Genomic DNA, 18,618 nt, shown 5'->3' with positions numbered 1-18,618 from the left:
TATGAACGCAATGATTAAACAGGCTGTAGATCACTGGCACTACGTTGCTCCTTTGCTGAGTAAACCAGAAAATGAAAAAGATTTTCATGCACTTGTCGAGGCTTTAGATGAGCTTTTAGATATTGTTGGTGATGATGAAACGCATCCTTTAATGGGACTGATTCATCAACTCGGTGACTTGGTTTCTGTTTATGAAAATGAACACCTGCCTATTCCTCATGGAGATGGTCGTGCTGCTTTAGCTTTTTTGATGGCGCAACATGGATTAGGTCAATCTGACTTGGCAGAGGTTGCAACTCAATCTGTGATTTCGGAGATTTTAAGCGGCAAACGCCAGTTGAATATTCGTCATATTAAAGCGCTGTCTGAGCGGTTTAAGGTTTCTGCTGATACATTTTTCTAAACGATTTTATATTTTTTAGACATTTTATTTTTAGATATTTAAAAATAAATAGCTCCGAAGATGCCGCTGCATGTCGTTACCCTGAACCCGAAAAAGTTCAAGGCGGACGCGACGCATACTTGCTGGGTTTCCCATACGAGATGGGCATACGCTCTAAATATGCAGAACACAATCCTAAGATTTAAGTATCGGCAGGGATATAGACTCGCTGGCGAACACCTCAGAGTTAGAATTAGTATAACCCATCTCAGTTGCTTGGCAACTCATGTTCACGAATTAACTGTAAAGATAGAGCTTGTTTGCATAGCCTTTATGCAAACTTAAGTCAAAAAAACGACACTTAAGTAAGGGCTTCAACTTCTTGCAAAATGGTGCTGAGTAAACGCTCACAATGCTCATAATGCTGCAAAGATTTATTCATAGAAAGAACCTCTTGCATCAACTCTAAAGCCACCACAATAATCAGTTTGCTCGGTTCCATATTGGGCGCTTTACGACGAAACTCATCATAGCGTTCGTTCAATAATTGTGCCGCACGCTCTAAATCTTCTCTTTTTTCTTCAGTTGTGGCTAAACGGAAACTATGCCCTAAAACACGTAAATCAATTGGAATTTGAACTGACATATTAACCTTCCTCGCTCACTTCAGCAGGGTGGGCAAGTTGTTGAATTTCTTGCGCATGATGATCTTGAGCTGTACCTAAAATTGCAAGACGCTGAATAATGGCTTCCACTTTGGCTTTGGCATGCTCATTTTTTTGTAACAATCTTTCACGTTCTTGTTTGAGTGTCTGGATTTCGTGCTGATTTAAACGCTGATCATTCAGCATTTTTTCTTTCAGAATGCGTAATTCATTGCGCTCAGCCAAAATTTCCTGAAAGCGGTTTTTCAAATCAGTACAGCTTTTTTCCAAACGACTGTAACGGTCTGCCAGTGCTGTCGCATCTTGGTTTAACTGCTGAAATTGCGCCTGAGTGCTGCTTAATTGCTCAGTCAGATTCTCAATTTCATCTTGCTTGGCAGTAATAATGCTGTTTCTTTGCACAATTTGTGCATGATGCTGTTCCTCAGCAGTTTGCTTGGCTGTGCTGAGGGCGGTATTTTCACTTTCATAATGATCAATTCGTGTTTTTAAAACACCAATATGCGCTTGTAGACGCTGTAATTCTTCTAACATATCGTGGTCGCACAGTATTGCAAACAAAGGTAATATATACGAAGTATAGAGATTGGATAAACGAATGCAAGACGATATTTCAGGTTGGTCGGAATGGTTCCGCAATTTTTCTAACATTGAAGAAATTTCAAGCCCAAGTGAGTTACATGGCTTGCTGACAGGTATAGTTTGTGTGACAAATGCACCAACTGAAACCGAGTGGCAGCAGATTTTAGAAACCCTCAATGTGCCAGAATTAGAGCCAGCCGCACTGTCACTTTTAACCGATGAATCGGAAGATGTCGCACATGCTTTGTCTGAAGATGAGTTAGATTATCTGCCGTTATTGCCAGATGATGAACATCTTTTACAAGAACGTGTGCAAGCTTTGGCAGATTGGTGTGCAGGCGTTGTGCTTGGTTTTGGTTTGGCTTCTGGGCATATTCGTTCAGATGAAATCGAACTGATTGAGCATTTACAAGATGTTGCTGCGGTTGAATTTGAAGATTCAGACAATGACGAAGAAGGCGAAGAAAGCTATCAGGAATTGTATGAATTTGTACGTTTGATTCCTGTGAGTTTATCTGTTGGGCGTAAAAAAGTACCAGTAGAAGAAAGCTCTTTATTGCAAAACTTACATGCTAAGTCGCGTCAACAAACTGCACAAACCACACAAAACGCAAGTGCTGTTGTTGAAATGTTTACGCCACACCGTCCGAGTTAATCGGGCGTTGTGTGCCTAAGCATGTCGGTGTAAGGTGCTTTAAGTCATTACAACAATCATATTTTCATCATTTTATATATGTAGACCGTATTTATGAAAAAACTGACTCAAGTCGAATTTAAAGAACGTCGTGATCAACTTGCAGAACTGATGGGGCCTAATAGTGTCGCAATTATTGCAACCAGTCCTGTGGCAATGCGTAATCGTGATGCAGATTATAAATATCGTGCCGACAGCAGTTTTTTCTATTTAACAGGTTTTGCCGAACCTGAAGCAGTTGCGGTGATTGAAACCTATGAATCAATTGATGAAGGTTATACCTACACGTTGTTCTGCCGTGAACGTAACCGTGAAATGGAAATCTGGAATGGTTATCGTGCAGGGCTAGAAGGCGCAATTGAGTTGTTTGAGGCAGATGAGTCTTTTGCAATTGCGCAATTAGATGCAGAAATCATCGCCAAAATTGTCAATAAAGACACGTTGTATTATCGTTTAGGGCAGCAGACTGAATTTGATGTACGTGTTGCGGCATGGAACCAACAAGCTGATGCACAACATCGTCAAGGCAATACTGCACCTGCCAAAATTGTTCAGTTAGATCGTTTGCTGGATGAAATGCGTTTGCATAAAACTGAGTCTGAATTAGAGTTGATGCAAATTGCTTCAAATATCAGTGCTGAAGCGCATACTCGTGCCATGCAAACAGTAAAAGCAGGCATGATGGAATATGAGCTAGAAGCTGAACTGAATTACATTTTTGGTAAAAATGGCTGCGTACCTGCCTATAACAGTATTGTCGGTGGTGGTGAAAATGCCTGCATTTTGCATTACGTTGAAAATGATAAAGTGCTTAAAGATGGCGATTTAGTCCTGATTGATGCTGCCTGTGAATATCAGTGCTATGCCTCAGATATTACCCGTACTTTTCCCGTGAATGGTCAATTCAGCCCAGAACAAAAAGCACTGTATAACATTGTATTGGATGCGCAAATTGCTGCAATTGAAGCTGTGCAAATTGGTAACTCTTATAAAGAGCCACACCATGTTGCGGTGCGTATTTTGGTGCAAGGTTTGCTTGATCTAGGCATTATGCAGGGCAATTTAGAAGAAATTATTGCTTCAGAAAGTTATCGTCAGTTTTATATGCACGGTACGGGGCATTGGCTGGGTATGGATGTGCATGATGTCGGCAGCTATAAACATGGTGAAGACTGGCGTGTTTATGAGGAAGGTATGGTGGTGACCGTTGAGCCAGGTCTTTACATTGCGCCAGATGATGAAACGGTAGATGCTCAATGGCGTGGCATAGGCATTCGTATTGAAGATGATATTGTGGCGACTGCGAATGGGCCATTGAATCTGACTTCAAAAGTGGTGAAAACCGTGGAAGAGATTGAAGCATTGATGGCGAAAGCCAAATTTGCTTAATTGAACTTAATCAAAGCTGGTCAGATGATCAGCTTTTTTATTAGAAAGCGCGTGTAAATTTTGAGTATGTAAATAATTTTTAGTCTTTTATCCGCTTTTTTGCTTCATTATAAACAATACTATCAGCACGCTTTCCAACGGTAATGAGCAAAATAACGACCTGATCATCTTTGACCTGATAAATAAGTCGGACGCCCGCTTTTAATAATTTGATTTTATAGCAGCCAGCAAGATCACCTTTAAGCATGTTCTTTGGAATATGTGGCTGCTCAATGACTTTGGCTAGTTTTTTCTTGAATTGGTCGCGAATAGCACTCGGAAGCTTTTCCCATTCTGCAGTGAAGTCCTTGTGACGTAAAAGCTTATAAGTCATCTAATGTGACTTCCTCAAACATCTCTTTAGGATCATTCATGCGTTTACGGACAAGTGCTAATAGTTCAGCATCTTCTTCTGAAAGTAAGGCTTTCTGTACTGGAAGCTTTCCAGTCGTTGCCACATATTCAAGAATATTGGTAAAGAAATCGGTAGGTGAGATACCTTGTTCTTTAAGGATTGAATAAGATTTTTCTTTAAGGGCTTCATCGACCCTGAAATTAACAGTAGCCATCACTTCTCTCAGTTATTGAATGTATGGAAATATTGTAATGCAATATGCATTACAAAGATAGTTTGTATAATAACCATTATGTGAGATCATTTTTATCGTTGAGCTTATTCTAAAATCAATCATCAGCCATCAATAATACTAAGTATTGAATTTATCTTCTCTTGTGTCATACATGGCTCGGAGCAAGAAGATGAGGGACTAATAATTATAGTTTGAATTGGACATTTGCAAGAAGTCTAATCATCTTCCATAGCTTCAACACTAATTCATTATAAAAATAAATGACTTTGCGGTAAGATAAAATCCATTACAGATTATACGTATTTCGATTGAATCTTTTGAAGTCGAATACCTCATAAAAAGGATCAAGGCATGCAACAAGAAGTGATCATTGTAGGCGGTGGTATGGTCGGGCTAAGCTTAGCCTTGATGTTGGCTAAGTCAAACATTGCAGTAAAGTTGCTAGAAGCGATTCAATACCCCAATTATGACGATGCTAACCTTGCGCCGTATCATTCCAGTTTTGATGCACGTAACAGTGCCTTGTCGCGTCGCAGCGTACAAATTTACCAAGAGCTAGGTTTATGGGATGCCTTGCAAGAACATGCTACGCCTATTTTAGAAGTTCAAATTACCGAACAAGGTAGTTTTGGCAAGGCACGTTTATTGGCCGAACAAGAAAAAGTCGAAAGCTTTGGTCAGGTGATTGAAAATGCATGGTTAGGTCGGGTGTTACTGACCGAAGTGCGTAAACAACCTTTGATTGAATTGATTGATGGTGTGCAGGTCACCAGTCTTAAACAAGATGCAGATTTTGCCTATATTGAAGCGGTACGTGGTCAGGAACAATTACAGCTTGCTGCCAAACTACTGATTGCTGCCGATGGTCGTGATTCTTTCTGCCGTAAAGCCTTGGGCATTGGTGCATCGGAACATGATTATGACCAAGTAGCGATTGTGACCACAGTGCAAACCTCCAAGCCGCATGCGCATGTGGGTTTTGAGCGTTTTAGTCACTTAGGGCCTTTGGCGTTGCTGCCCCTGCCAGGTGAATATCGCCGTTCTGTGGTGTGGCCTGTGCCAAAAGGGACAGAACATGAATGGATGGGCGATGAAAATGATCAACACTTTTTAAATGCCTTGCAACAAGCCTATGGTGATCGTGCAGGGAAGTTTGAAAAAACAGGACGTCGTTTTAGTTTTCCATTGTCACAAGTTCTGGCAGAAAAACAGGCGGTTGGTCGCGTTGTACTGATGGGTAATGCAGCGCATACCATTCACCCAGTCGCGGGGCAGGGCTTTAACTTGTGTATGCGAGATGCTTACGTATTATTGCGTTATCTCACCGAACAGGCGGCACAGTCAGCAGATTTAGGCGATGCTGCAATGCTGCGTGACTATGAACAATCGCGTTTGAAAGATCAACAGCGAGTCATTAAATTCTGTGACAGCGTGGTACGTGGATTTAGCAATCAAAACCCAATCCTGAAATTTATGCGTAATACAGGCTTAGTCGCGTTTGATACCATTCCAGGCATTAAACCTTTGGTCGCCAATTATGCCATGGGGTTAAAAGCATGATCACAGCAAATCAACAAACGCAAGTGTTAGATGTCGTCATTATTGGTGGCGGCTTGGTGGGAGGCTTAACTGCACTTTTATTGGCACAAGGGGGTGTGCAGGCTACAGTTTTAGATGCCGCACCTATTTTAGATGCAGAGAAAACCCTTGCAGTTGCCAATCCGCGTGTATTGGCTTTAAGTCAGGCCACCATCCACCTGTTAAAAACAGTCAATGTCTGGTCTAAACTGGCGCGACATATGCCGTATAGCGGCATGCAGGTTTGGAATAAAAATGGCTATGGCGAAATTAACTTTGGGGCAAGTAACGAACGTACACCCGCTATTGAGCAGGCTCTGGGTTCAATGGTCGAGCCAAGCATTTTAAATCTAGCGATTCAGCAGCAAATGTTGCAACAAGTGCAAGATTATCGAACGCAAGTCAAAGTGACCCGTTTAGAGCGTGGTGTTGGCGTTTGGCACATTTATTTGGCCGATGGTACACAATTACAGACTAAGCTAGTCATTGGCGCAGATGGTGCTAACTCCTTTGTGCGCGAACAAGCCTTTATTGATTTTGATGTGTTGGATTATCGTCAGGCAGGTCTAACCTGTGCAATTCGTACTGCGCAGCCGCATCAGCATGTTGCACGTCAAATTTTCTTAGAAACTGGTCCTTTGGCCTATTTACCGATGGCAAGTTTACACGCCGAGCAGGAAGGGCATTGGCAGTCGATTGTTTGGACTTTGCCTGATGACTATGCCGAAGAATATGCCAAACTGAATGATGCCGATTTTACTCAACTCTTGACCCGTGAAAGTCATCACATGCTTGGGGAAGTCTTAGAGGCAACCCCACGTGCTATTTTCCCACTGAAAGCACGTGCAGCGCAGCGCTATGTGCAAGAGGGGCTGGCATTGATTGGTGATGCCGCGCATGTAATTCATCCGCTTGCAGGGCAGGGCGTGAATATTGGTTGTCTGGATGCAGCCGTACTGTGCGATGTGTTGTTGAATGATTTCAAACGTGGTGTTTGGGCGCATGAGCAAACTTTAAAGCGTTACGAGCATCGTCGTAAAGGACAAAATGATGCCATGATGCATAGTATGTCTGCGATTGGCTGGATGGAAACCACCACTTTATTCCCTGTGGTGTGGGCACGTAACTTTGGTTTAAAACAGGTGGAGCAGCTGCCTGCGTTAAAAGATGCCTTTATGTCACAAGCCAGTGGATTAAGCCTGCTTAAAGACACACGCTACGCGGTTTAAAGCAAAACAGTCGTTTTTTGTACGGTCATACATACCTGATTACGAATTTGGTTAAAAAAGATACATTTTTTTTAATCTAGACTCTATGCGAAAGGCCAAGAGATTGCTAAATTTCATCGTAATTCATAACCAGTTTTCACTTGGACTAAATTGAAGTCATTTGTGGGGAGATTAAGATGACGGACATGAACGATTACGATGATGTAGAAGATTCAACTGTAGACGAAGATGAAGCGAAAGCGGCTGAAAAAGGTGCAGCAGAATCAGAAGAAGGTGCTGTAGATGGTGATCTTGCAGAAGCAGAAACTCTCACTGTAACTGCCAAACTAAAACAGCGTCAGGCATTGGAAGATGAAGTGGCTGCATTCTTGGCGCGTGGCGGAAAAATTACCGAAGTGCCACCAGATGAGTCTGCGCGCGACTAATCTGTTGAACGTGCTTGCTGAACTTGTTGATTGAATTTATTCGTTGAACTGTTGAGTGAGTTAGGGCGGGATGCTTACTATGCAGGCTGCTCTAATGTTTATCACTTCAAGATAAAAAAGCATCACCTTGTATAAAGGGTGATGCTTTTTTTATGCGCGATGATCGTCATCACTGTTATTGCTCAATCGGCTTATTCGGCTGCTTGGCTTAATTCCAATGCACGTTGATAGGCAATTTTCTTTTTAATCCCTGTTAGATCAGCCGCCAATTGTGATGCTGCTTTTACCGATAAATCTTGCAATAAACGCTGCAATAATTGATCTAATTTTTCTTGTTCCATGTCTTTTTCTTCGCTCGCTCCCCCCACCACCAATACAATTTCACCTTTTTGTTGATGATGATCTGCTGCGATAAATTCAGCCAATTCACCTAAAGTCATTTTTTTAATGGTTTCAAAGGTTTTGGTGATTTCACGGGCAAAGCCAACAGGGCGATCTGCACCAAACACGGCAGCCATATCTTTGACTGAATCTAAAATTCGATGTGGTGCTTCATAAAAAATCAGGGTTTGGGTTTCATCTTTTAGCTTTTCAAGTTGTTGTAATCGCTGTGACTGTTTAGAAGCGAGAAATCCCTGAAAACTAAAGCGATCACTTGGTAAGCCAACCGCACTGAGCGCTGCAATGGCTGCACATGCACCCGGCACAGGAATCACACGAATACCATTGGCTTGTGCTGCACGAACCAGTTTAAAACCTGGGTCGCTAATCAGTGGCGTACCTGCATCGCTAATGAGCGCAATATCTTCGCCATTGAGTAATTTTTGGACTAAAATATCAATCTTGTTACTTTCGTTGTGTTCATGGCAGGCTGTAAGCGGAGTTGAAATATTAAAATGTTTCATTAATTGTGCAGAGGTGCGGGTATCTTCAGCAGCAATTAGGCTGACTGATTTGAGCACATCAATTGCACGGTAGCTCATATCATCTAAGTGACCAATTGGGGTAGCAACAACAAATAACTGGGCACTCATTGAGTTTTCTCCGTGGGAAATAACAAACTAAAATAAAAAAATCAAACACGAAACAACGGCAGTATTGGCTTGCGTCTGATGCAAGTTACAGACCAAGCGCTTATTCTACCTGAATTGCAGTCTGACGTGTGAAACTCGCGTCATCTCACCTCAGTGAATAATATGCCTGATCAGCACAACAAAATAAAAAATTGGATATAGCATGAATAAAAAAATACTGCAGCAAAGCATTGGCACATGGGCAGAGCAGACGGCTTGGCAATATTTACAACAACATGGCTGGCGTATGTTGGAGCAGAATTATCACAGTGTTTTTGGTGAAATAGACGGTATTTTTATTCAAGCAGAACAACTGATTTTTGTAGAAGTTAAAGCGCGTTCACAAACTGGCTATGGTAAAGCCTATGAAGTGGTGTCTGCATCTAAGCAGCGTAAAATTATGAAAACCGCTCTGCAGTTTTTAATAGAATATCCACACTATTCAGAATATTATTGTCGTTTTGATGTGATTTGCTTTGATTTTTCTCGGCAATTTGCAAAAACAGTACAGCAAGACTTTTCCAAATTCCCGTATGATTTGCAATGGATTGAAAATGCTTTTACTTTTGATGCAGACTTGATTAATCTTTGAGTGAAATTTAAAGCAAAAGCATCAGTCGGTGTATTGTTGATCGTGCAAATCTAAGGATGAAATGCACAGCACAAGCCAGAATTGAAAGAAAATAATAGGAGTCTTGCTGAGTGTTCAAGCGTATTGCAGTGACCTTGCTGTGTGTAGCAAGTTTATCGGGTTGTGCAAGTTTTATTTCAAGTGGCACAGGCACTGCGCCAGTGGGTACAGAAAGTGGTGCACGCTCACTTGGGCAAGTGTTTATAGATAACTCTATTGAACGTACTGCAAAAATTAATTTATATAAACTGGATTCACGTTTTAAACAATCACGTGTCAATATAGAAAGTTTTCATGGCAATGTGTTGTTGACAGGGCAAGTGCCTGACGCCCATTTAAAACAATTAGCAGAAGACAATGTGCGTGCCATGAGTGATGTAAAAACCATCCATAATTATATTACAGTGGGTAATCAAATCAGCTATAGCACCATTATGCAGGACACCACGGTCACTGCAAATACCCGTGGTTTGATTATGAAAGCGCCTGTGGTGTCAGACAGCAAAGTGCGTATTCATACCGAAGATGGCGTGTTATATGTGATGGGACGTTTGAACAATGCAGAATTGCAGGATTTAAACCAAGTGCTACAACAAGTGGGCAATGTCACTAAAATTATTACCCTAATTGATAATATTGAGCTACAGCCGAGCAACAACGCGAACTTTGTCAGCCCAATGGTTGCTCCAGAAACACAAACGCCAGTCGCGATTGACCCAGATCAGGTTGAACCGACGCATGTTCAATAATGTGGAACACTGGTTTAAACAACTGAATAAAACTTTAGAACAGGCGAAACGTATTTATGAAGAATTTCGCCTGTATAGTTTGGGCAGCTATGCGCTGAACCGTTTAACCCCACGTCAGGGTTATACCGTTCAAAGTAATATTGCTTATGGTTTACGCGCGCGACATCGTCTGGATTTGTACCGCACTACAACACCACGCCCGCAGCGTCCACTCATGGTCTTTGTGCATGGCGGGGCATGGTCACGTGGCGATAAGCAGGATTATCGCTTTGTGGGCGAAGCATTTGCCAAAGAAGGCTTTGATGTCGCAGTGATGAACTATCAGCTCGCGCCACAGCATATTTTTCCCACCTATATTGATGATTTAACCCTTGCACTGAATTACTTGACTCAGCAGCAACACAAACTGGGTATTTCTACGGCACAGGTGGTGTTGATGGGGCATTCAGCAGGGGCGTTTAATGTGATGTCCTTGTTGTACCATCCGCAGCCGTATGCTTTAAGCTGTAAAGATCACATCCGTGCAATTATTGGTTTGGCAGGGCCTTATCATTTTGATTATAAAGATGACCCGCTGTGTGCCGATGCCTTTGATCAGGATGTACCGTATCAGGATGTGATGCCGTATTATTTTGTTGAGCCGAATCCAGTTAAGCACTATTTACTGGTGGCAGAAAAGGATCAAATCGTTGGGCCAAGCAATGCTACTGACTTCGACCATGTGTTAAAGAAATACGGCAATCATAGTGAAATTATAGTCATTCCAAGAACAGGGCATGTCAGTGTCATGGCATCGGTATCTAGTTTGTTTAGTCGTTTCTTTGCGACCAAGACTCAAATTATGCGAGCTTTAGATCAGGCCCTGGAAGATGAGTTATATTGATTGATCTTCAACATAGTGTTTGGTTGATGTAGCAATAAAAAACCGTTGCAGCAAATTTGTGGCAACGGTTTTTGTATTTAGGGTCACAGCAAGAGTTATAACCAAGCTTTGGTATCATCTGCAACAGCAGTGCCTTGCGTCACGTGCATAATCATGGCGTGTGCAATACTGCCTTTAAAGGGAATTTCAGGCAGTTGATCAAATTTAAAGAACTGCGCATCACGAATTTCTTCTTCTTGTAACTGAATTTCACCGCCTGCATATTCGGCTTTAAAAGCAATCATCAGATTACTTGGGAATGGCCAAGGCTGACTGGCTAGGTACTGAATATTTTTTAGTTGCACGCCAACCTCTTCAACGGTTTCACGACGTACCGCTTCTTCTAAGGTTTCACCCACTTCTACAAAGCCTGCAATGAGGCCATAAATTGCCTGTTTGTTGCGTGCATTGCGCGCCAGTAGTACTTCGTCTTCACCGCGAGTAATGACAGTAATCACACATGGATTGACACGTGGGTATTGATGATAGCCGCAAGCAGGGCAGACCATGGCATATTGGGTGGCATGCACTTCAGTTTTGTGACCACAATGGCTGCAGAATTTATGATTGCGACGCCATTCCAATAACTGTATGGCACGGCTGGCTTGCTCAAATTGCTGAGTGTTCCACAGTTGTAATAACTGTCGGATAGGAATTAATTGAAAGCCATTCGGGATTGGTTCATCTTCGAGGAGGTCTCGGGCAATCACTTGATCGCCCGAGCAAAAGCTTAAGTCACTTGCCAGTTTTTCCACACGGGGCAATTGGAAGTTTTCATCGACCAAAAGTTGTTGTTGCTGAAAAATATATGCAAGTGAGAGTTCAGTCATTAGGCTACAGTTTTCAATTTTTCACTACTGTCCAATGCTACCTTAAACATGCTGTGCAGAACAGGCTGTTTGTTCTTTAAATTGTCAATCAGCATATCTGCGCTGGCAAGTGTATCCAAGATGTGGTTGACTTGTTCTGCAGTTAAGTTCTGACCTGCTTCAACTTGTGTTTTCACAAAATCGGCAGAGACTTTCAGGGCTTTTTGACCACTTTCTGCATTTAAGAACAACATTGCACCCGCAACCTCACGAATTTGAGCAGAAGTATGCTCTAAATCTGCAACACTTTGAGTTTGTAGGTGCTGTGTCAGTGTTTGCGTGATTAAGTCAATCAGTAACTTGGTTTCAGTCAGCAAGGCTTCGTGTGCTTCATCTAAACGATCTAGCGAAATGTTCATGTTATTCACACGTAACTGCAAACGGCTAGAGGTGTGGTGACGTTCAAGCACACCGATTGAGTTCATGGCCGATAAAATCACGTTCATTAATTGCTGGGCAAAGTTTTCATCTTTGAGTAATTCAGGACGGCTTAATGATTCAGCTTGGCGTTGTAAGTCCAAATGCGCTTCATTTAAGTTCAAGACTTTAAACAAGTTTGCTAACTCTGTTAATTTGCCTTGTAATTCCAGCGTTTTTTCAGGACTCATGTTTTGATAGTTGTATTCAATATCATTGCGAATTTGTGTCATTTCTGTGGTGACCAAATCGCTAATGGTATGCATGGTGTCAAAATCTGGACCATATAAATGACGGCTGAATACTTGGAGCTGCATGTCGGTGAGTAAGTCTTCACCAATATTCATTTGACTGCGAATATGTTGAGAAATTTCATCTTCTTGACTAATACACAGGCTCAACACATTCGCAAGATCAGACAAGCTGGCGGTAAAGCTTTCTGGCGTAGCAAAGTATTGACGCATATTGTGCTCAATACTAATAAAAGTACGCAAACGTGGCTCATTCAACAACAAGTTATCAATATGGTTAAAGGCAACGTGTACTAAGCCCCAATATTGCTGACTCGGATGTTGTTCTGCCAAACCTGCCAAATACGTTCCTACCAGTTTAATCGCTTGAAGATCCATGGCAGATTCTTCTTGCTTGAGCAGCTTATGTAATGACAGTTTATATAAGCGATGCACATAAGCCGACTTTTCTAAAGAAGGCACTTGCGGCAATTGGAAACTTGGAGTGATGCAGTCCAATAAAGTTTCAATATGCTGACCTTCCTGAGTCAATGGTTTACCCAATGCCAATTCTAAACGGTTTAAAGTGTCGAGTAGGAATTGTGGAATTTTAACTTCACGTAGGCAAATAAACTCAATATAACGCTTGAGCATGGTGGTGCCTTCGCTAAGTGCAATGACTTCCAGCGTGTTGATATTGCTTGGATTCCCCATAATTTTACGCATCAGCTCTGCTGAGTATTGCGCAATTTTTGCCAAGCTTTCCATATCAATTAAGGCTAAAACCTGAGCACACTGTTCAAACTGATTCAGTGCATCATCAATCCCAAAAGGCAAAGTTTGATCTTCTGCTAAGGTGCTTACTGCGGATTCAACCAGTTTGATAGAATTATCAACCTCATTTTTTATTATCAGTAAGGCAGTTGGATCAAAATGTATAGAGGTTTGGTAAGACATGGATCTGCACCTTTCCTAGTGTTTTATCTGTTTGTTGGTTCTTTGCAAAATACACAAAGTCCTATTTGCTTTAACTATAACTGAACTGGCAAATCTTTAAATACATAAAATTACAAAACTCGTAGATTTTATTTGGCAAAAAAGCAAGGTTTACCGTGTTTTTCTTCAAATTGTTTGACCCAATTCTCATGTGCAGCCAATTCTTCTTCTGATGGCAGAATCACAGCAAGATCAATATCAATGCTTAAACGATCACTTTGACGTTGCTGTTCTTCGCTTGCAGACAGAGCATCCATATCAAAGGCGACTTGTCCGCCAGTCATTGCCAAGTAAACATCGGCTAGAATTTCAGCATCTAGTAATGCGCCGTGGAACGTACGGTCACGCGCAGGAATTTCATAGCGTCTGACGAGCGCATCGAGTGAGTTTTTTTGCCCAGGATGCTTACTTTTTGCCATGAGCAGTGAGTCGGTCACTTCGCATACTTCGGACAAATTGCCCAACCCCGCACGACTGAACTCCATATCTAAGAAGTTCATATCGAAGGTGGCGTTATGCGCAATAATTTCTGCACCTTTAAGATATTGATACAGCACATCGGCAATTTCGGCAAACTTGGGTTTGTCTTTTAAGAACTCATCTGAAATACCGTGAATGTTTTCTGATTCACCGACCAGTTTTTCAGGCTGAATATAAATGTGGATGGAACTGCCCGTGAGTTTACGGTTAATCATTTCCAGCGCACCGACTTCAATAATTCGGTCACCATCTTGATAGTAAAAACCTGTGGTTTCAGTATCTAGAATCAATTGGCGTGGACCATGTAAGCTTAGCGTGGCAGGGGTAATCACAATGTGTGGATGATTGGAAAGATCATTTACTGCTGCTGTATCGGCTTCAACGGCATTGATTGCAGTTTCAATTGTTGTTTCTGTTTCTGTTTCTGTTTCTGTTTCTGTTTCTGTTTCTGTTTCTGTTTCTGTTTCTGTTTCTGTTTCTGTTTCTGTTTCTGTTTCTGTGGCTAGGCGTGTGGTTGGCGTCTGCATTATTTCAAGATCGACCTTGACCTGATGATTGTTGTGTACGTCGATTTCTACAGGACGATGCAGCGTACTTGTTTCAATTTCTACATCTTCTTCGATCAAGTCAAAACCGAAAGGATCGTCGAGCAACCAATCAGATTCCGCTTTTTTTTTATCATTTGGGGTAAGCTCGAGCGCAGGGCGAATGTGTTGAGCCGTATTTGTAGTTAAGGTTTTCTGAATTTGATCTGCACCTAAATTGGCAAGCTGATCTGCCATTTCATTGCCTACATGTCCTGCATGACCTTTAATCCAGTGCCATTCAATTTCACGCCCTTGACAGGTGGCATCTAATTTTTGCCAAAGGTCAGGGTTTTTGACATCTTTCCAGTTTTTCTTTTTCCAGCCGTGAATCCACTCGGTAATGCCTTGTTTGACGTAATTGGAGTCAGTCCAAATAATCAGCTTGGCATCCATTGGGCAAAATAAAATGCCTTCAATCGCTGCAGTCAATTCCATACGGTTATTGGTGGTTTGAGCTTCGCCACCATATAATTTATGTTCTTCTTGTTCAGTAACAATATACGCACCCCAGCCACCCAAGCCAGGATTACCACGACAAGCACCATCAACATATAAAGTGATTGTTTGAGACATAAATCAGATCCGCAGGTTGTGCAAAATAAATCAAAATGAAAAGCTATTGTATATCGCAAATTCGGTTTAGACGTGTAAATCCTGTCTATTTTTTAATTTCTTGTAACATTTATAGACGAAACGCGCTAAATTAATGCCTTGTGTCGTTGTCTAGCTCTACTACAATGGCAAGTCTAAAAAATAATTTATATACGAGTTGTTTGGATTTTTTTATGTATAAACCAACCACGCGCATGTGGCAGCCGACTTTACCTTCATTTTTAAAAATTACAGTTTTAGGTTCAGCATTGGCTGCCCTTGGCTTGATGACGGGCTGTAGCTCGACGCAGGGTGCGAGCAAGCCACTCACTTCAAGTCAGGTCGGTTCGGGTTATTTAGATGCCAGTACTTTAGATGGTCTGGAAGATTTACTCTCTGCAACCGATATGCGCGCGGTAGAAGGTGACCGTTTATTAATTTTAAAACACGGTGATGTCTGGAAGCGTATGACCGTTGGTTTCAAAATGGATTTAAACCATTGGAACCCACGTATTGAAGCGCAGCGAGGCTGGTTTATTTCACGTCAACCGTATTTGGATCGTTTAAGTGCGCGTGCGTCACGTTATTTGTATCACACGGTTAAAGAAGCTGAACGTCGTGGTATGCCAACTGAATTGGCGTTGTTACCTGTGATTGAAAGTTCCTATGACCCTGCAGCAACCAGTAGCGCAGCTGCCGCAGGTTTATGGCAGTTCATTCCAAGTACAGGGCGTATTTACGGCTTAAAACAAACTTCGATGTACGATGGTCGCCGAGATGTCGTGGAGTCGACTCGTGCTGCCTATGAGTTTTTGGGCAGTTTGTATAATCAGTTTGGTTCTTGGGAATTGGCATTGGCGGCTTATAACGCAGGCCCGGGTCGTATTCAACAAGCCATTAACCGCAATAAAGCTGCAGGTTTACCAACCGATTATTGGTCTTTAAAACTGCCGCAAGAAACCATGAACTATGTGCCGCGTTTCTTGGCGGTAGCACAAATTATTAAAAGCCCGCATGCTTATGGTGTGTCTTTACCCCCAATTGCCAACCGTCCACACTTCCGTGAAATTAATGTGGGCGCGGTGAATTTAAATGATGTGGCCAATATTACCGGTCTCAGCCGTGCCGAACTGTATTCGCTTAACCCTGGACATCGTGGGGATCGGATTGACACCCAAAGTCCAATGCGTATTTTGATTCCTGCAGATTTAAGCCCAACAGTCGATGCACGATTGAAAAAACTACAAGGTGGTGGCGGTTTATGGGCAAGCAATAGCAGCAACACACCATCGTTTTCATCTTCTGGTGTGACCATTACACCATCTAAATCTGAGCCACCTGCGTTAACGACCAGTACAACAACCAGAACGACTACAGGCAAGCCTGCTGCCTCTACGGCAGTCACAACTACCACTACACCAAGCACAGCATCGACTACAGCCAGTGTTTCAAAACCAGCAACGACTACGCCTACACGTTTGTCACGTACGCCACAAGGTTCGGACGCTTTGGCAGCATTTGCTGCGGGTAGCGATATTCCAAGTGCGCCGCGTATTCCTGTTGCTGTTACACCTGCTGCCAATATTCAGCCTGTGCGGATTGAACCACCAATTTCCAATACCGAGCGTGAGCAAATTCTTGCAGCAGTGCAGGCAGAAGGTAGCAATAAAACTGTAGAAGAAGTGTTGCAGCCTGTGGCTTCTAAAGCAGAACAAGAACAACTTGTGGCTGAGTTAAAACAAATTGCGCCTCAAGGCACTGAAATTGTTGATCCATACGATGGAAAAATTAAGCTGACCGCTATTCAGACCAGTCTGTCTGTTGCAGAGCAGCAAGGTAAAGAATTAACCAAAGGTTTTGCTTACCCGAAAAGTGTGGCAGAAAATACGCGCCTAGATTCAGAAGAAGCAAAGCGTAACCAAGGTAAGAATTATGTGCGTACGGAGTCTGAAGTGGTGGTCGTACCACCAAAAGGCAAACGTACCACGTACACCGTGTTAGCGGGGGACACCTTGGCCAGTATTGCCATGAAAAATGGCTTGAACTGGCGTGATATTGCCAAGTGGAACCAAATTGCTCCAGATGCAACTTTGTATGTGGGCACCAGTATTTATTTATACGACGCCAAGCCACAAGTACAGGCAGAGCCTGCTAAGCCAAAAACCATGCCTGAGCAATACGTGGTGCAAGCCAATGATACCTTAACAGGTGTCGCCAGTCAGTTTGGTTTAACTGTAAAACAATTGGCAGATTTTAATAACTTAAGCACCACCAGTGGCTTATTTGTAGGGCAGCGTCTAAGTTTAAAAGAAACGGCTGCATCTAAAGCCAAAGCAGAAGCCGACAAAAAAGCCGCAGAACAGGCTGCAAAAATCGCAACCAAAACTTACGTAGTGAAGCGTGGCGAATACTTAAAACTGATTGCAGACCGTTATGCCTTGTCAAATCAGGAATTGGCTGATTTAACTCCAGGTTTAAACGCGAACAGTAGCTTATTGGTTGGGCAACGCATTAATGTGCCTGTAAATGAAGTGACTGCACAAAAAACGGAAGCGAGCAAAGCTGAAGCCAGTAAGTCAGAAACAAAAGCAGCAGAGCCAAACTATCCGACTGAAAACTACCAAGTACAGCGTGGCGATACTTTATCGAGCATTGCCAACCAAGCCAAAATTTCTTTGGCAGAGCTCGCCAGTTTAAATAATATAAGCACGCAAAGCGGTGTGCGCATTGGTCAAACCCTCAAAGTGCCTGCAGGTGTCAATGTGCCTGAGCGTTATACGGTACAACGTGGCGATACCTTATCGGCGATTTCGACAAAATATAATCTCAGCCAAGACTATATTGCAGACTTAAACAATCTAAGCCGTAACAGTGGTTTAAGAGCAGGACAAATTCTTAAACTCACGGGGGATGTTCCTGAGAAAAAAGCCCAAGTTGAAGCGGTGGCTGAAACCACCAATGATATTCACGTGGTCAAAGCAGGGGAAACTTTAAGCAGTATTGCGCGCCAATATAAATTGCAATTGAATTATTTGGCAGAGCTGAATGACCTTTCACGTACTGCAAATGTCCGCATTGGACAACGCTTAAAAGTCGATGCTAGTGCTGCAAAGAATGAAGTAAAAACGGAGGTCGTAAGTGCTGCGAAAAGCAGCAGTAGCAAAGCCACCGAAGCTTATACCGTTAAAAGTGGTGAGTCTTTAAATTCGATTGCCAGCCGTGTGGGTGTGTCGGTTGCAGAATTGGCGAGTTTAAATAACTTAACGCCACGTTCAGGTTTACGCATTGGACAAAATATTCAAGTTCCCAAAACCGTAACTGAATATAAAGTGAAACGTGGGGATACGCTGATTGGCTTATCCAGTCGTTATGGCATCGACACCAAAGCATTGGCAGATTTAAATGATATGCAGCCAAATACTCAATTGCGTATTGGCGATGTGATTAAAGTCCCGAATCTGTAAAGTTTAATCCTGAGGATGTCATGTTTTGACGGCATC

Annotated in this window: 18 protein-coding genes and 1 other RNA gene; 10 read left to right on the top strand and 9 right to left on the bottom strand. The window is 42.4% G+C overall.

The window, feature by feature from the left end:
* Position 1: 1 nt before the first annotated feature.
* On the top strand, positions 2-403 hold the full coding sequence (locus E0H79_RS12155) for a helix-turn-helix domain-containing protein (RefSeq protein ID WP_004970519.1): 402 nt from the start codon (positions 2-4) through the stop codon (positions 401-403).
* 47 nt (positions 404-450) lie between these two features.
* Here E0H79_RS12155 and ssrS read toward each other — a convergent pair.
* The 3 genes from ssrS to E0H79_RS12140 form a co-directional block, all read right to left on the bottom strand.
* Positions 451-633: non-coding RNA, 6S RNA (ssrS, locus tag E0H79_RS12150), on the bottom strand.
* A gap of 110 nt (positions 634-743) precedes the next feature.
* Entirely contained in the window at positions 744-1,028 is a 285-nt protein-coding gene (locus E0H79_RS12145; RefSeq protein ID WP_004970518.1) for a cell division protein ZapA, read from the bottom strand.
* Between the two features lies 1 nt (position 1,029).
* Complete coding sequence (locus E0H79_RS12140) at positions 1,030-1,581, bottom strand: hypothetical protein (RefSeq protein WP_131261749.1); 552 nt, start codon at positions 1,579-1,581, stop codon at positions 1,030-1,032.
* Positions 1,582-1,645: 64 nt separating this feature from the next.
* Between E0H79_RS12140 and E0H79_RS12135 the strand changes: the two genes are divergently transcribed.
* Positions 1,646-2,284, top strand: a complete 639-nt coding sequence (locus tag E0H79_RS12135) for a UPF0149 family protein (RefSeq protein WP_004970514.1) — start codon at positions 1,646-1,648, stop codon at positions 2,282-2,284.
* Positions 2,285-2,377: 93 nt separating this feature from the next.
* Positions 2,378-3,712: a Xaa-Pro aminopeptidase gene (gene pepP / locus E0H79_RS12125; RefSeq protein WP_131261748.1), complete on the top strand. Its 1,335-nt coding sequence runs from the start codon at positions 2,378-2,380 to the stop codon at positions 3,710-3,712.
* 79 nt (positions 3,713-3,791) lie between these two features.
* Here pepP and E0H79_RS12120 read toward each other — a convergent pair whose 3' ends face one another.
* Together E0H79_RS12120 and E0H79_RS12115 are read right to left on the bottom strand one after the other, a co-directional pair.
* Positions 3,792-4,085, bottom strand: a complete 294-nt coding sequence (locus tag E0H79_RS12120) for a type II toxin-antitoxin system RelE family toxin (protein WP_131261747.1) — start codon at positions 4,083-4,085, stop codon at positions 3,792-3,794.
* Entirely contained in the window at positions 4,075-4,320 is a 246-nt protein-coding gene (locus tag E0H79_RS12115) for a type II toxin-antitoxin system RelB/DinJ family antitoxin (protein WP_004970507.1), read from the bottom strand. Before E0H79_RS12115 ends, E0H79_RS12120 begins: the two co-directional genes overlap by 11 nt.
* A 372-nt stretch (positions 4,321-4,692) precedes the next feature.
* Between E0H79_RS12115 and ubiH the strand changes: the two genes are divergently transcribed.
* The 3 genes from ubiH to E0H79_RS12100 all read left to right on the top strand — a co-directional run bounded on the left by ubiH (position 4,693) and on the right by E0H79_RS12100 (position 7,573).
* A complete protein-coding gene (gene ubiH / locus E0H79_RS12110) occupies positions 4,693-5,901 on the top strand; it encodes a 2-octaprenyl-6-methoxyphenyl hydroxylase (protein ID WP_131261746.1) in 1,209 nt (402 codons plus the stop codon).
* Positions 5,898-7,148, top strand: coding sequence for an FAD-dependent monooxygenase (locus tag E0H79_RS12105; RefSeq protein ID WP_131261745.1), 1,251 nt, complete (start codon positions 5,898-5,900; stop codon positions 7,146-7,148). The genes ubiH and E0H79_RS12105 overlap by 4 nt, the downstream gene beginning before the upstream one ends.
* Positions 7,149-7,324: 176 nt before the next feature.
* Positions 7,325-7,573, top strand: a complete 249-nt coding sequence (locus E0H79_RS12100) for a hypothetical protein (protein WP_004972644.1) — start codon at positions 7,325-7,327, stop codon at positions 7,571-7,573.
* Positions 7,574-7,764: 191 nt separating this feature from the next.
* On the opposite strand, the gene rsmI is transcribed toward E0H79_RS12100, so the two are convergent.
* Entirely contained in the window at positions 7,765-8,607 is an 843-nt protein-coding gene (gene rsmI / locus E0H79_RS12095; RefSeq protein WP_131261744.1) for a 16S rRNA (cytidine(1402)-2'-O)-methyltransferase, read from the bottom strand.
* 202 nt (positions 8,608-8,809) lie between these two features.
* Here rsmI and E0H79_RS12090 point away from each other — a divergent pair, with 202 nt between their 5' ends.
* The 3 genes from E0H79_RS12090 (at position 8,810) to E0H79_RS12080 (ending at position 10,909) form a co-directional block, all read left to right on the top strand.
* On the top strand, positions 8,810-9,238 hold the full coding sequence (locus tag E0H79_RS12090) for a YraN family protein (protein ID WP_131261743.1): 429 nt from the start codon (positions 8,810-8,812) through the stop codon (positions 9,236-9,238).
* Between the two features lie 110 nt (positions 9,239-9,348).
* Positions 9,349-10,026 carry a BON domain-containing protein gene (locus E0H79_RS12085; RefSeq protein WP_004972649.1) on the top strand — a complete coding sequence of 226 codons (678 nt, stop codon included), beginning with the start codon at positions 9,349-9,351 and terminating at the stop codon, positions 10,024-10,026.
* Positions 10,016-10,909, top strand: coding sequence for an alpha/beta hydrolase (locus E0H79_RS12080; protein WP_131261742.1), 894 nt, complete (start codon positions 10,016-10,018; stop codon positions 10,907-10,909). Before E0H79_RS12085 ends, E0H79_RS12080 begins: the two co-directional genes overlap by 11 nt.
* A 95-nt stretch (positions 10,910-11,004) precedes the next feature.
* On the opposite strand, the gene nudC is transcribed toward E0H79_RS12080, so the two are convergent.
* The 3 genes from nudC to dnaQ all read right to left on the bottom strand — a co-directional run bounded on the left by nudC (position 11,005) and on the right by dnaQ (position 15,100).
* On the bottom strand, positions 11,005-11,778 hold the full coding sequence (gene nudC / locus E0H79_RS12075; RefSeq protein ID WP_131261741.1) for an NAD(+) diphosphatase: 774 nt from the start codon (positions 11,776-11,778) through the stop codon (positions 11,005-11,007).
* Positions 11,778-13,421, bottom strand: coding sequence for a chemotaxis protein (locus E0H79_RS12070; RefSeq protein ID WP_131261740.1), 1,644 nt, complete (start codon positions 13,419-13,421; stop codon positions 11,778-11,780). The genes nudC and E0H79_RS12070 overlap by 1 nt, the downstream gene beginning before the upstream one ends.
* A 128-nt stretch (positions 13,422-13,549) precedes the next feature.
* Complete coding sequence (gene dnaQ / locus E0H79_RS12065) at positions 13,550-15,100, bottom strand: DNA polymerase III subunit epsilon (RefSeq protein WP_131261739.1); 1,551 nt, start codon at positions 15,098-15,100, stop codon at positions 13,550-13,552.
* Positions 15,101-15,312: 212 nt separating this feature from the next.
* Between dnaQ and E0H79_RS12060 the strand changes: the two genes are divergently transcribed.
* Positions 15,313-18,582 carry a lytic transglycosylase gene (locus tag E0H79_RS12060; RefSeq protein ID WP_131261738.1) on the top strand — a complete coding sequence of 1,090 codons (3,270 nt, stop codon included), beginning with the start codon at positions 15,313-15,315 and terminating at the stop codon, positions 18,580-18,582.
* Positions 18,583-18,618: the final 36 nt, after the last annotated feature.

The organism is Acinetobacter sp. ANC 5045, from assembly GCF_004331005.1.
Lineage (GTDB): Bacteria > Pseudomonadota > Gammaproteobacteria > Pseudomonadales > Moraxellaceae > Acinetobacter > Acinetobacter towneri.
The sequence above is the reverse complement of the archived record's forward strand: the minus strand, read 5'-3'. Positions and strand labels throughout refer to the sequence as shown.

What these genes read in the sequence shown, in the direction of transcription:
- E0H79_RS12060 (WP_131261738.1), top strand. Translation starts at nt 15,313, where the DNA reads ATGTATAAACCAACCACGCGCATGTGGCAGCCGACTTTACCTTCATTT.
- E0H79_RS12080 (WP_131261742.1), top strand. Translation starts at nt 10,016, where the DNA reads ATGTTCAATAATGTGGAACACTGGTTTAAACAACTGAATAAAACTTTA.
- E0H79_RS12105 (WP_131261745.1), top strand. Translation starts at nt 5,898, where the DNA reads ATGATCACAGCAAATCAACAAACGCAAGTGTTAGATGTCGTCATTATT.
- pepP (WP_131261748.1), top strand. Translation starts at nt 2,378, where the DNA reads ATGAAAAAACTGACTCAAGTCGAATTTAAAGAACGTCGTGATCAACTT.
- E0H79_RS12120 (WP_131261747.1), bottom strand. Translation starts at nt 4,085, where the DNA reads ATGACTTATAAGCTTTTACGTCACAAGGACTTCACTGCAGAATGGGAA.
- E0H79_RS12135 (WP_004970514.1), top strand. Translation starts at nt 1,646, where the DNA reads ATGCAAGACGATATTTCAGGTTGGTCGGAATGGTTCCGCAATTTTTCT.
- E0H79_RS12070 (WP_131261740.1), bottom strand. Translation starts at nt 13,421, where the DNA reads ATGTCTTACCAAACCTCTATACATTTTGATCCAACTGCCTTACTGATA.
- E0H79_RS12155 (WP_004970519.1), top strand. Translation starts at nt 2, where the DNA reads ATGAACGCAATGATTAAACAGGCTGTAGATCACTGGCACTACGTTGCT.
- ubiH (WP_131261746.1), top strand. Translation starts at nt 4,693, where the DNA reads ATGCAACAAGAAGTGATCATTGTAGGCGGTGGTATGGTCGGGCTAAGC.
- dnaQ (WP_131261739.1), bottom strand. Translation starts at nt 15,100, where the DNA reads ATGTCTCAAACAATCACTTTATATGTTGATGGTGCTTGTCGTGGTAAT.
- E0H79_RS12140 (WP_131261749.1), bottom strand. Translation starts at nt 1,581, where the DNA reads ATGTTAGAAGAATTACAGCGTCTACAAGCGCATATTGGTGTTTTAAAA.
- nudC (WP_131261741.1), bottom strand. Translation starts at nt 11,778, where the DNA reads ATGACTGAACTCTCACTTGCATATATTTTTCAGCAACAACAACTTTTG.
- E0H79_RS12145 (WP_004970518.1), bottom strand. Translation starts at nt 1,028, where the DNA reads ATGTCAGTTCAAATTCCAATTGATTTACGTGTTTTAGGGCATAGTTTC.
- rsmI (WP_131261744.1), bottom strand. Translation starts at nt 8,607, where the DNA reads ATGAGTGCCCAGTTATTTGTTGTTGCTACCCCAATTGGTCACTTAGAT.
- E0H79_RS12100 (WP_004972644.1), top strand. Translation starts at nt 7,325, where the DNA reads ATGACGGACATGAACGATTACGATGATGTAGAAGATTCAACTGTAGAC.
- E0H79_RS12115 (WP_004970507.1), bottom strand. Translation starts at nt 4,320, where the DNA reads ATGGCTACTGTTAATTTCAGGGTCGATGAAGCCCTTAAAGAAAAATCT.
- E0H79_RS12090 (WP_131261743.1), top strand. Translation starts at nt 8,810, where the DNA reads ATGAATAAAAAAATACTGCAGCAAAGCATTGGCACATGGGCAGAGCAG.